This window comes from Acetobacter syzygii (assembly GCF_000964225.1).
Taxonomy (GTDB): Bacteria; Pseudomonadota; Alphaproteobacteria; order Acetobacterales; family Acetobacteraceae; genus Acetobacter; species Acetobacter syzygii.
This window is the reverse complement of record NZ_BAMZ01000006.1, coordinates 32,633-45,907: the sequence shown is the minus strand read 5'-3', so window position 1 is coordinate 45,907 and position 13,275 is coordinate 32,633. Positions and strand designations below refer to the sequence as shown.

The window sequence follows — 13,275 nt, the reverse complement described above, 5'->3', positions numbered from 1 at the left end:
ACGGTTGTTCGGACCCTGTTTTAAAAGCTTTTGGGCAGAAAGGCCATGCAATGCCCGCCGCGTTATGGTGCGGTGTTGGAACGTGCGCCCCGGTCGTGTGCCAGCCAGTGCTGCAGGGAACTGACCTTGTTTTGCGTAAAAGCCGCAAGCCGGTGCATCAGCAGATAAACAACGGGTGTTGAGTAAAGGGTCAGCAACTGGCTGGTCGCTAGCCCGCCCAGAATGGCAATGCCCAGCGGCAGGCGCAGTTCTGCGCCGTAGCCTTGGCCAATAATCATGGGAATGGCGGCAAAGGCTGCTGCCATTGTGGTCATGAGTATGGGGCGGAAGCGTGTCAGGCACGCTGTTTTTATGGCCTCATGCGGGGGCAGGTTTTGTGTGCGCTCGGCATGAAGGGCAAAGTCGATCATGAGAATGGCGTTTTTTTTCACAATCCCCACAAGCATGATCACGGCGATCATGCTGATCAACGAAAAAGGCTGACCTGCCAGCCACAGGGTCAGCACTGCGCCAAATGCGGCAGAAGGCAGGGTGGAAAGAATGGTCAGCGGCTGAATATAGCTTTCGTACAGAATGCCAAGTGTAATGTACATGGTGGCAATGGCTGCCACAAACACCAGCAGTTCGTTCACAAGGTCTTTGTGCAGGTCACCTGCTTCGCCCGAAAAATCTCCCTTCAGGCTTTCGGGGGCGTGCAGATCACGCATGACCTTGCGAATTTCCGCCTCGGCTTCGCTCAGCGAATGCCCCGCGGCAAGGTCGAAGGAGAGCGCTCCGGAGACAAATCCGTTTTCATGGCTGACCTGTAGCGGTGTTGGTGCGCTGGCAATGCGCGAGACCGTGGGGAGGGGCACCATTGTCTCGGAGGAAGAGGAAACCGCCGAACCATTGGATGCACCGGCGCCCCCACCCGCCAGCCGGTTGGCAATGGCGTTGCGGAAGGATTGTTCGGACAGGGAGGCGCTCAGGCTGTCTGTGGCATCAGTCGGTTTTTTAACCCGTATGGTATTGGATGCCACGGCACCAGATGCGGTACCACCTGCGGTAGAGACCCAAAGGGTTTTCAGCATTTCCGGGTTATCACGGAACTGCTTTTGCACTTCCATGATCACATAATACGTGGTGAGCGGGGTAGAAATGCTGGAGGCTGTGCGCTGGCCGTAGGCATCGTACAGGGCATTGCCAATAAGCTGCGGTGTTATCAGGTAGCGGGCTGCATTATCGCGGTTGATCAGAACGTGCAGCGCCATACCATGCCCGGTTGTGTGGCTATTGACTCCGGTCAGAACGGTGCTTTTGCGCAGAGCCTCGGTAACGCGTGGGACCCATTGGTCAATATCGGCCTCGTTCTCGCTACGAAAAACAAAGCTGTAGGCCCCTTCATGTACACGTTGGCCACCACCATTAATGTCCCCGGCATTGGAGATGCTGGCTGTCAGTCCGGGTATGGTGCGGACTGCCTGCTGGATGTGCGTGGCAATGGCTTCCGGCGTTTGTGTGCGCTGGCTTTTGGGGGTGAGCTGGGCATACACCTCGGCTTCGTTGGCGGCATCTTCCCCCGTAAAGCCAATAACTCCTTCAACCCCCGGTGCGGCCTGCATGGCATCCAGAACCTTGCGGGTTTTGGCGGACATGGCAGCAAAGGAGGATGTCTGGTCCACGCTCAGATAGCCTTGCAAAAGAGCAATATCTTCTGCCGGTAAAACGGTTTTGGGAATAATGACGACCAGCCCGATTGTGGCAACAAAGCTCAGGGGCAGGGAGAGCAGCGTAAGCCATGGGTGGCGCAGGGCCACATCCAGCGAGCGGCGGTATACGCGCATCATCCATGCCAGAGCATGGTCCGTACCATCGGCCAGAAGGTGCGCTGCCCGCACAAACGGATTGGCCGATCTGGCAGGGCCGGTATGGGTTGGCGGATGCACTTCCAATAAGTGCGCGCACATCATGGGGGTTAGGGAAATTGCCAGAAAAAAAGATACCGAGACAGCGATTGTCAGGGTCATGGCGAATTCAAAAAAAATCTTGCCTGCAATGCCGCCCATCAGCAGCAGGGGCAAAAATACGGCAATGAGTGAAATGGTAATGGAAAGAATGGTAAAGCCAATTTCCTGCGCACCAAGCAGAGTTGCCTGCACGCGGCCCATGCCTTCTTCCATATGGCGTGCAATATTTTCCACGACCACAATGGCGTCGTCCACCACAAAACCAGTGGCAATGGTCAGCGCCATGAGCGAGAGCGTGTCCAGTGAAAATCCCAGAAGATGCATAAAGGCCAGCGACCCCGCCAGCGAGACAGGGACCGTAACCGCGGGAATAAAGGTGGAGCGCCAGCTCCGTAAAAATGCCAGCACCACCAGCACTACCAGCAGCACGGAGCCCAAAAGCGTTTCCTGCGTATCTTCCAGCGCACCACGGATGGAAATGGATCGGTCGGAAACCAGCGTAAATGCCACATCCGCTGGTAGGGCATTGCGGAGCAGGGCTGCACGAGCACGTATGGCGTCTGTAACCTCAATAACATTAGTGCCCGGTTGTGCGCGAATAATGGCCAGTACTGCGGGCTGCTTGTTGTACCACCCCGCGGTACGTTCGTTCTGTGGGCCGGAGCGGACGGTTGCAACACTGTTCAGCCGCACAGGCCGGTTGTTGCGGTAACCAATAACCAGATCGCGGTATTGTTCGGGGCTATGGGCCTGATCATTGGTCTCCAGCATCAGGCGCTGGCCGCCGGTTTCTATAAATCCTTTGGGGGTGTTGGCATTGGCCGAAGCCAGTGCGGAACGTACATCCTCAAACCCGATGCCGTACTGGTAGAGGAGCTGGGGGTTGACCTCCACCCGTATGGCGGGCTTGTCGGAGCCGACCACATCGACCCAGCCTACTCCCTTAACACCTGCCAGCATGGGTTTAAGGTGGGTTTCTCCCAGATCGCGCAGGGCGGTAACACTGCGGGTGGCAGATGTAAGAGCTGCCACCATAATAGGGCTGTCAGAAGGATTGGCCTTGTAATACTGTGGCTGGTCAAGCAACGTGTTGGGCATATCCGCGCGGGCAGCACGCAGGGCGGCCTCCACATCACGTGCGGCTCCGTTGATGTCCCGGTTATTATCAAAAAACAAAAGAATAAAAGCGCTGGAATCTGTCGTATCCGAGCGCATACTGCTTATCCCTGCAATCTGGCCAAGCCGCCGTTCCAGCGGAGTGGTCACGGCACTGGCCAGTTGCTGCGGCGAACTGCCGGGCTGGGAGGCAATAACATAAATAACCGGCACGGAAATATTGGGCAGATCCGCCACCGGCATGGCGCGGTATGCAAACAGGCCAGCCACCACAAACGCAACCGCCATAAGGGTTGTGCCAACGGGGCGCATAATAAACAGCCGACTGATCGACACCGGCAGGGCTCCTTGTGGCTTTGCGGGAAAAAAGCTTGCTCGGCTGTCTTCAGTTCTGTTGTTCGGTAGAAGGTGGGGGAAGATTAACGTCTATCCGCCCCGCTCCATCGCGTTCTGTTGCCAGCGTGCCTGTGGCCTTGCGCACACTAATGTTGCCTTTGCCCTGCACATGCAGGGCCGCAACACTCGTGGTACCCCCAAAGCTGGCATTCCCTTGCCCGGCATTGTTAATGTCCAGCGCCTTGAGTGTGCCTGCTGGCACGCTCAGGCTGGCTGTGCCAGCAAGGTACACTGCGAGTGCCGGAGCATTGGCCTGATGGATGACAATAGGGGCCGATACCGTGGAGCGCAGGCGTGCGGAACCCGCCAGCGTGCCAATGGTAATGGCACCAGATGAGTCCGATGCCAGATCAATCGGTCCACTTCTGCCAATATCGATCGCACCAGACCCGGACCGGATGGACATAGGCCCCGAGCGGTTATCAATAACAATGCGTGTTGCCTGTGGGCTGTCAATCGCAAGTGGCATGGCAGCGGGAGTGCGCAGTTCCAGGTTGCCTCCTGCGGGGCAGCCTTTTTGCGTAAGGGTTATGGTGCCATCCGGGGCTGTGGAACTTTGCAGGGCAGCAGGATCCGCACCACGAAGATCAATTGCATCGGATAAGGCTGCGTCCGTTACAACATGCAGGCTGTTCAGGCAGGGTGCGCTGACCTGCACCCGCTGGCCGGGTATGGGCCGCGCAAGGGCAGGGGCAGTCAGGCACAGGCCTGCTGCACAGAGCGTAAGGGCAAACGGGAACGGAGAGGCACAATTAAGCATACTGGCATTTGTGCCAGTATGGGGGGCGGGCGTCCATACTCTTCCTAGTGCCGTGTGCCGCTGCCACCTGTGCCGCCCATGAGTGCGTCATGCAGCCTGTCCAGTGCTTCGCTTAGCGTGTCATGTGCGCGTTTGCCCTTGCTGCCAACAATGGTCACGGTGGTCGTCATGCCTGCGGCAAGCTGCGTACCGGGAGGAATACTGTCTATTTGCACCCGGACCGGAATACGCTGTGCCAGTCGCACCCATGTATAAACCGGGTCCACCGAGGGCAGCCCCTGTGTGGAGGGGGTGGCGTTGGGTGTGGCAATCCCGCGTGTAATACTTGTAACATGCCCCCACATGGGCTGCCGGTAGCCCATAAGGTCCAGCCGTGCCCGGTCCCCAATATGAATGGAGCGGATTTTGGTTTCCTCAAAATAACCATCCACCCAGTAGGACGAGGCATCAATGACCTGAATGTTGGGTTTGGCTGCTGTTGCGTAGTCCCCCACGCGCATGATCAGGTTGGTCACATAGCCCGTAACCGTGCTGCGGACATGGGTTCGATCAAGGTTGATATTTGCCTGGGAAAGAGCCGCCATGGCCGAAGCATACTGGGCTTTGGCAACTTCCGCCGTGGCTTGGAACACCTGCTTTTCCTCGCGGGATGCGGCGGCATCGGTCAGGTTGTTGCGCCGGTATTCCTGCGATGCCTTGAGCACCATGTCGGCCTGTCGTTCATTGACCAGAGCGGTGGCAGAGGCAACGTCCACCTTGAAGTCAAAAGGGTCTATATCGTACAGAATATCGCCTGCGTGGACAAACTGGTTATCTCGGACCTTTACATCAATAATCTGGCCGGAAACACGCGGAGCAATATCGGCGACCTGCACACGGACCTGACCGTTACGGGTCCAGGGGGCGGCGGTGTAATAATCCCACAGCACAAGGCAGACCACGGCCGCAATGGCCAGAATAATGCCGGTCGTCACAAATTGCAGAAGGCGGCGCGCACGTTCAAACACGGCGGAAAAGCCCTTTCACAGCAGGATGGTGTAAAGGCCGATAAGGCAGATAAGAATGCCAAATTCGGCCAGCGGCAGGTTCCAGACCACACGACGGGCCCGCACCTTGGCTAAAAGCGGATTAAGTGCCAGCAGGGTGGCAATGGCCAGCCCCGCATGTACCACAAAGGACGAAACAAGCAGGCCGCCAATATCCAGCACAGGTTGAAGTTGCATGTTAGCGGGCCTTCCATTGCTGGTCGGGTATGGGCAGCAGGTCATACAGGTGCAGGGCCGAACGGTTGTGTTCCAGCAGGCGGATTGCCCCCACCATGGCAGAAACAGCTGCCAGTGCCGTAGCCATCTGACCGTGGGGCAGGTCAATGGCATGGTCGAGCAGAATGCGGGCCTTGTGCCGCATACGGACCAGAGCAGCATCCACATTGTAAATAATGGTAGCGCGATAGGCAGATTCCGCATCCAGCCGTATGGCGGGAATGGTGGCAGCACGTTGCAGGTGGCGGCGTGCGCGGGCCAGTTCCAGATTGAGGGTGTCCAGGCTTGCAAGGCGGGCAAAAACCCGCTGGCGGGCCTTGTTGGCTGGCAGGTAACGGTTCCATTCCAGAATACGGCATAGCCGGTCATAGTGGCGGCTGATCAGGGCGGAACCTGCCTGCTCGCCGTGGCCTTCAAACTGGAGCAGCAGGTCATGCCCTATGGTAATGCCAACCCGGAACCGCCTGCGCGATGCGGAGGGTGGGAGCAGCAACACCAGCGAAATAAAGATGATGATCGCAGCAAATAGGTAAAGCACATTGCGATCTATAAAAGCCGATGGTTCGTAATTCTGCTGGTCTGCAACGCCTAAAATAACAAAGAAGAAGACGCCGGCATTAAATCCGATGGTGGCCGTTCTCGGGTGCATCAGCAGCAGGCATCCGCCAAAAATCACCGGAATAATAGCCATGGCCAAAAAGGGCATATCCGCCCCTTTGGGCAGGATGCCAAAGTTCAGCACCGCTGCGACAAAAATAGCCAGTGGCGTGCCCAAAAGGGCCCCCATGCCAAAGCCACGTACATTATAGGTCGTGGCGGCAAGGGTCAGGATAATGGCAACCTGAGACAAGGCGGAATATGTGGCTGGAATATCGGAAATAATGCACAGGCCCGCGGCAACGGAAAAACCAATGAGTGTGCGCAGCCCGTTCAGCAATGCGGCAATCACGTCATCATGCTGTTCAATTTTAAGCTCTGGAGCCTGCGTTCTGGCACGTTGGCCATGTTCAAATGCGTCAATGCCATCCACCGCCCACCGCGCATCGGATAAAAGGGCCATGGAGCGTTCGATCAGCCAGGCCTCATCCAGGGTTGGACCAAGGCTGAGTTCGTTCGTATGGGCCTCGCGCGCCAGATCTTCCAGATCATGCACGGCCTGAGCGGGGGAATTTACGGGCGTACCATCGCCAAAAGCATCACGGATATGCTTGAGCACCGTGGTCGAGACTTCTCCCTTGCGTAGAACAAGCGCAATGGCCTGACTGCACGAGAGCATTTCCAGCAGCGCCACCATGGCCGAGCGGGCCCCGGCAAGCCGCAGGCGTGCATCGGGCAGTTCGGTTTTGGCAAAGGAAATTTGGGAGGTCAGGGCAATAATTTCCCCCGCCAGTCCGGCGCAGGCCATGCTATCGGGAATGCTGTGGCCTGCCAGCGCATCCTTGGCAATGCGGCGCACCATGTCCGATGTGCGGCGCAGGTTGGCGGTCAGTTTTTCAAAGGCTGTTGGGGAGCCAAAAATATCGTTAATCGCAGCGGTGGAGGCAATTCCCACAACAATGCAGGACACACGGTTAACCGTAACGTCAAAAATACCTGCCGGGTTATCAATGCAACTGATCCCCACAATGGCGACCGTATAGCCCGAAAGCATGGCGGCATACGCCCGAAAATCCCGCTCCAGAGTGCCCACAATGGTGCATAGCGTTAACCATAGCGCCACACCGCCCAGAAAAACTCCCCGCTCCTGATTGAAGCAGGCGGTCAGGAAGAGCGCGACAAAAGCCCCAATAATGGTGCCAGCCAGCCGGTACAGCGCTTTGGAGAGCACCTGTCCACGCAACGGCTGGGCCAGAATCATAACCGTAACAGCCGCTGTGCCGGGAGAGGAAAGCTGGAGCCAGAAGGCGGTAGTCAGGGCCAGAACGGCGGACAGCCACGTGCGCACGCAAAACAGGAACCAACCGGGGGAAAACACGGATGGTGGAAGCTGGAGGAACCACCCCTTCCACGCGGGTCTGTGCATAAAAGCTGTTTTCTCGGCGGTCATTCCGGTTCTGCTTTTGTTGTGGCCACTGAGGTGGAATTGCCCCCGAATCCAGACTGTTAGATGTATATTAAAATAAAATATAATGTTTGAGAAAAGTTCTGCCCAGCGTTTGGTATTGCACCAAGCGCGCACCAGACCTGAAGCATAAGCCTGCACACTATCATGTGGCGCATCAACTCCGGCCCAAACCGAACAGCCATGCGTGGCATCAGCCTGATGACGGAGCACCATGCCATATTCTGCCTTGTCGAGCTATTGGTGGAGCGGGCACAACACTGTGTATGAAAATTGTTCATACCTCCGACTGGCAGATTGGCCGGACCTTCAGCTTTGTGGATGACGAGGCATTGGGCGCGCTTCAGGCAGAGCGGCTGAATGTTATCCAGCGGATAGGCACGCTGGCCCGGCAGGAGGGCGCGCAGCATGTGCTTGTTGCTGGCGATGTATATGAGCACGAAACACCATCCGAGCGTACATTGCGCCAGCCAATGGAGCGTATGCGCCAGTTTGGGGACATACAGTGGCACCTTATACCCGGTAACCACGATGCGCATACGCCACAAGGTGTGTGGCATCGCCTGCAACGCGATCATGCGGTGCCAGATAACGTCAGTCTGCACCTGCAATCCGGGCCTGTTCTGCTGGATAGCGGCCACAATGCCTGGCTTTTACCGGCCGTTCTGCAGCGGCGGCACACCGTATCCGACCTTACGGCCTATATGGATCAGGCTCCCACGCCTGAAGGCGCTTTGCGTATTGGGGTGGCGCACGGTTCGGTTGTCGGGTTTGGTCAAGGGGACGAGGCCCAGCATAACCCCATAGCCATTGACCGGGCAGCAAAAGCCGGTCTGGCTTATCTGGCCATGGGGGACTGGCATGGATTTTGCCAGATCAACGCGCGCACGGTCTATTCCGGTACACCGGAGGTGGACCGTTTTGGCACAGGTGGTGCTGGGGGTGGGGAATGTGTGGTGGTCACGTTTGATGGCCCGAATGCTCCCCCCGTTCTCAACCAGCACAGAACTGGCCGGTTTGTATGGCGTAAGTTGGAGAACGTGGTGCTGACCAGCCGGGCAGACATAGATGCGCTGGAAAACAGGGTGCGCGCCATAGCGCCTGACCAGCCCGATACCATTCTGGCATGGCTGGAAGTTGCGGGCATGTTGGGGGTGGAGGAACTGGCACTGTACGAAAACCAGATTGAGCGCCGTTTACGGAGTGCTGTGACCTGCCTGCGTTTGTCCGGTGCACCCCAGTTGGCTGCTGGACCGGATGATCTGGATATGCTGGGTGTTGGTGGCCCCGTGAGGGAGGCTGCCTTGGCGCTACTGGAACAGGTGCAGGCTGGAGGGCCAGAGGCAGCCGTGGCGCAGGAGGCGCTGCAAAGGCTGTTTCTGCTGTGGGGAGAAGTGCGGAGGGCAACAGCATGATCCTGACAGATATTCAGATCGAAGCCGTACGTCGCTTTGCCTCCCCCGTACGGGTTGAAGGGCTTGGCGCAGGGCTGAATATTCTGGCAGCCCATAACGAGGCAGGTAAATCCACCGTTCTTATGGCGCTCCGTGCAGCTTTGACGTTGCGGCATAGTTCCAAGGCCCAGCCAGTTAAAGACCTGTTCCCTTACGGAGGAGGATCGCCCCATGTGGGGGTTGCTTTCCAATGGAAGGGGCAGTCCTGCTGGCTGGAGAAAAAATTTGGTAACGGCAAGCTTGCCCGCCTTGATCTGGGGGCAGAGCGCTTTGATGGTGATGAGGCGGAAGAGCGCTTACAGGCCCTGTTTGAGCTGGAAAAAACCAGCAAAAGCGAGGCGGCCGGATTGTGGAATGCCCTTCTGGTTGCGCAGGGGGAGAGCTTTACGCAGCCTCCCTTATTGGGTGGGGGGCGCACAAGCCTGCAAAACTGCCTGCAACAGAGCATGGAAGGTGTAACCGGCACGGCAGAGGCCGGTGCTGTGCTGGCATTGGTCAACAGGCAGCTTGCCCAGTACCAGACAGCCACAGGCAAGGTAACCGGCCGCTTACGGCAGGTGCAGGAAGAGAGCGAAAAAGCCCGGCAGCAGGTGGCATTCCTGATAGACCGCAGACATGCGCTGGAGGAGGATATCAAGGCGCTGGAGCAGACCCGCCGTATGCTGCGCGAGAGCGAAAGCCCCGAAAGACGCAGGCATGCGGAGGAGGAACTGGCAGGTCTCAGGCAAACGCGGGACCAGCTGCGTGGCCTTGCAGCAGAAGAACAGGTGGCACAGGCCTGCCTGCGCGAGGCAGATGTAAGGTTGCAGGCCATTCAGGCTGAACAGGAGCGCCGCCAGGCCCATAAGGGGGAGATTGCTCGTCTGGAGCAGCATCTGGCCCATGCACAAGCCGAACAGGTGGATCTGGCCCGCAGGGCGCAGGTGGCGGACCAGAATCTGGTGGAGGCACAAAACAGGCTTGTGGCTGCCACGCAGCAGCACCGGCAGGCAAGGGCGGTGCTGACCCGCGCCATGCAAAGGGTGGAACGGGCCCGTAACCAGCAGGCGCTGGAACAGGAGCGTGCCGTATTCGAGCGTGCGCAGGCTGCATATGCACGGCTGGAAAAAGCACAGGCCGATCTGGCCATTATGCCCGTAGATCCCGCTTTTATGCGCCGTTTGGCCAAAGCCGTACAGGGTGTGCAGCAGGCCGAGGTGCGTATACAGGCGCAGGCCACGCGCTTTGTTGCAGATGTGCAGCCGGAGGCACAGGCCCGTGTGCGGTTGAATGGCAAGCCCTGCCCGGTTGGACCTCAGCTACTGACCAGTGTGACCGAACTGGTGGTGGAAGGGGTGGGGCACTTTACCATAACCCCTGCAACCCAACAGAGCGCTACCCTTCAGACCGATTTGGCGGCGGCGCAGGCTGCGTTGGACAAGATTTTGCAAGAGGTTGGCTGCCAGAGCGTGGAGCAGGCAGAACACCAGCATGAGGTCCGTAAACAGGCCGAGCGCGAGGTTGCACAGGCTGGTGCTGTGTGCATGGCGCTCCTGTCCATCCCCGATGCCAGTGGAGCTGCCGCAACCTTGGCGGCTCTGCGCCTTGCGCTGAACGAGCGGGAAGCCCTGTTTGCACGCCAACAGGGCGAACAGGAACATGCGCCGGAGGAAGAGGGAGCTGGTCTGGATGTGCAACAGGCCACCCATATGGAACAGAATGCAGGGCAGCAGGCGGATTTAGCCCGACAGCAGGAGCAGGATGCGCTGGCCCAGCGCCATGCGGCGCACACCCGGCTGGAGCAGGCTTTGGCGCAGGCAGGGCAACAGCAGCAGGCCCTGCAACGCTACCAGCGGGAGTTGATGGCATGGCATACGGAGGAATCTGACCTAACCCTTCTGAACCATGCGGTTCAAATTGAACAGGACCGGCAACAGGCACAGGCGGAACTGGCCCGCATAGCCCAGACGCGCCAGCAGGAGGCCCCTCTGGCTGTGGTCGAACAGGGGATTATGCGGCGCGAGCAGGATATGGACAAAGCGCGTGAGCAGGCCAAGACTCTATCCATGGACAAGCGTGAGCGCGAAACACGCATCCGTCAGGCTGAGGGAGAAGGGCTGGATGAGCAACTGGCCGGTGCACAACGGCACGCAGCACAGTTGCAAAGTGAAGAGGCCGCCTGTGAGCGGGAAAGAGCCGCTCTTGCCCTGTTGCAAAGCACGCTCATCCGGGCGGAAACCACACAGACGCAGCGGTATCTGGCGCCTTTGGTACAAGCTATGCAGCCTGCTTTTTCGGCCCTGTTCCATGGCGTAACCTTGGAAATGGATACCCAGTTTGCCCTGACAGGCCTAACCCGCCAGCGTGCGGAGGCCGTGCAGGACTTATCCGATGGAACACGGGAGCAGATTGCCGTACTGGTGCGGCTAGGGTTTGCAGAGCTGCTGCATAAACGGGGGGCTCCAGCCATTCTGGTGCTGGATGACGCGTTGAGTTTTTCTGACTCCCAACGGCTGGAAACCCTGTTTGATGTGCTGTCCGCTGCTGCAACACGGTTGCAGATCATTCTGCTGACCTGCCACGCGGAGCAGTTTGCTCCCTTGCGGGGCAGGATGTTAAGCCTGCGCCCGATGGAGCATTTTATGGCTCCGCGTTAATTACAGAACCGCGTTGAACTGCAGGCCCATAACGGCTGCATCGTGGAAGACGGTGCTGCCACCGGGGCGATTGATGTACTGGAAGTCCGGCTGCAACGAAATGCCCGGAGCAACGTGGGCATTGTAGAACACTTCGTAAATGTTCTCGTGCGTTTGAATGCCCCATACCGTACCCCACTGGTTGGAGGGGAAGGGAACACCAGCACTTACGGCGTATTCCTGCTGCAAGGTGGAGGCGCGGCTCATCAGTTCCCACTGGTACATGGCACCGATGCTGTCCATCGGGCGGCCCCATGCTGCCCCGGTTTCTACCATACCTGCCCAAATATGGTGGGACATGGCCGTTGTGTGCCCATCTGCCCACATCCAGCCAGCCAGGGCGATCAGGCCGTTGGTTGGGCCATCGCCATTACGGACCAGCATCTGGTCGGCCATGACCCATGCGCTGGCGCGGCCTGCACGGTAGCGTTTGGGCATACCGCTTGTAATCCATGGGTTACCATGAATGTCCTCCAGCAGGTCGGGGTAGCTGGAATTGTCATAACCAAAACCAGCTTTATAGTGGCCGTTCAGGTGGTGTTTGCCAAATTTTGGCAGCCAGCCCACTTCCACGGGGGAGGAGAACTTGCCCAGACCATCCTGCGCCCATGCCCAGCCGGAAATGCCGCCGTTAAAAGCATGGGGGGACACCGCAAAAAGCCCACCCATAATATAGGTTTCGCTGGTAGGCATGGCGCGCACCACAAAACCCAGATTGCCCGATGGCCAGTCACGGGCACCTTCGGTGTATTTGGTGGGGGCGGGGTTACCGCACATGGCAACGTTCATGTACATGCAGAACAGGGGAGACGCCGCAAAAAAGCTGCCCGGCGGAATCCAGCCTGCGCTGATGTCCAGATGGTTATGAAAAAAGGAATGCTCGGCATACAGGTACACAAGATGTGCGACCACGTTGCCGCGTGCCCCATAAATCTGCTGCACGCCACCAATGGAGTCCCCAATGTAGTCGGTGCTCAGGTTCCGGCCATGGCCGTTAACGACCATCATGTGGGTCCAGAAATTTTTGAACAGATCGGTATTGGTCAGTTTGCCCCAATCCACATCCAGTTCAACGCCAACCTGCCCCGCATTGGTCACGCCCTGTTTGCGACCACCGCGGAAGTTGCCCGCAAGTTCCTCATGCACGTCTGCCAGAATATGAATGCCGTGGTCCAGCAGCCAAGGCTGTGCGCCACCCCAGTTCCCAAAAAAATGGTCCTTGCCATAAGGGGCGGAAAACAGGGGCGCGGGATCTTCGACCAGATTGGCCTCGTTATCAACTTCCAGACTGGGTAAAAGACCAATAGAACTGTTGCCACCGGGCAGGAGCTGCGCCCGCGCTGGCACAGCCGCTGCCAGAAGAGGGAGAAGGAAGACGAAAAGCCATAAGGCGCGAAAAGGAAAAAAAATACGTTTGGTCATGATCCCAATTTTGTTGTCTTTGGATTGGTCTTTGGCGTGAGCCAAAAGATCAATCATGGTTTATCGGGGTGGAACAAGCCCAATCCCTAAATGTTTTTTTAGGTCGTTGCAGGCAAAAGGTTGCCGTTGTTTGGTTATTTTCTGCCTCAAACGGCTATTATTCATTCCTCTGATGCGTTTTT

8 protein-coding genes are annotated in these 13,275 nt (G+C 57.9%); 2 read left to right on the top strand and 6 right to left on the bottom strand.

The window, feature by feature from the left end; translation table 11 throughout:
• Nucleotides 1–62: 62 nt before the first annotated feature.
• From Absy_RS02280 to Absy_RS02260, 5 genes are read right to left on the bottom strand one after another with little or no spacing between them, the layout of a single operon-like run.
• Nucleotides 63–3,398 (bottom strand): efflux RND transporter permease subunit, encoded by a 3,336-nt coding sequence (locus tag Absy_RS02280; RefSeq protein WP_048853110.1) that lies wholly within the window; start codon nt 3,396–3,398, stop codon nt 63–65.
• 49 nt (nt 3,399–3,447) lie between these two features.
• Entirely contained in the window at nt 3,448–4,218 is a 771-nt protein-coding gene (locus tag Absy_RS02275; protein ID WP_052945681.1) for a DUF4097 family beta strand repeat-containing protein, read from the bottom strand.
• A gap of 44 nt (nt 4,219–4,262) precedes the next feature.
• The gene (locus tag Absy_RS02270; protein WP_048853109.1) at nt 4,263–5,225 is read right to left on the bottom strand and encodes an efflux RND transporter periplasmic adaptor subunit; all 963 of its coding nucleotides are present in this window, start codon (nt 5,223–5,225) and stop codon (nt 4,263–4,265) included.
• Between the two features lie 15 nt (nt 5,226–5,240).
• On the bottom strand, nt 5,241–5,441 hold the full coding sequence (locus Absy_RS02265) for a DUF1656 domain-containing protein (protein WP_048853108.1): 201 nt from the start codon (nt 5,439–5,441) through the stop codon (nt 5,241–5,243).
• A gap of 1 nt (nt 5,442) precedes the next feature.
• A complete protein-coding gene (locus tag Absy_RS02260) occupies nt 5,443–7,527 on the bottom strand; it encodes an FUSC family protein (RefSeq protein WP_048853136.1) in 2,085 nt (694 codons plus the stop codon).
• 281 nt (nt 7,528–7,808) lie between these two features.
• Between Absy_RS02260 and Absy_RS02255 the strand changes: the two genes are divergently transcribed.
• Together Absy_RS02255 and Absy_RS02250 are read left to right on the top strand one after the other, a co-directional pair.
• Nucleotides 7,809–8,957, top strand: a complete 1,149-nt coding sequence (locus Absy_RS02255) for a metallophosphoesterase family protein (RefSeq protein WP_048853107.1) — start codon at nt 7,809–7,811, stop codon at nt 8,955–8,957.
• The gene (locus Absy_RS02250) at nt 8,954–11,632 is read left to right on the top strand and encodes an AAA family ATPase (RefSeq protein ID WP_048853106.1); all 2,679 of its coding nucleotides are present in this window, start codon (nt 8,954–8,956) and stop codon (nt 11,630–11,632) included. Before Absy_RS02255 ends, Absy_RS02250 begins: the two co-directional genes overlap by 4 nt.
• Here Absy_RS02250 and Absy_RS02245 read toward each other — a convergent pair whose 3' ends face one another.
• Nucleotides 11,633–13,093, bottom strand: a complete 1,461-nt coding sequence (locus tag Absy_RS02245; protein WP_048853135.1) for a carbohydrate porin — start codon at nt 13,091–13,093, stop codon at nt 11,633–11,635.
• Nucleotides 13,094–13,275 lie beyond the last annotated feature (182 nt).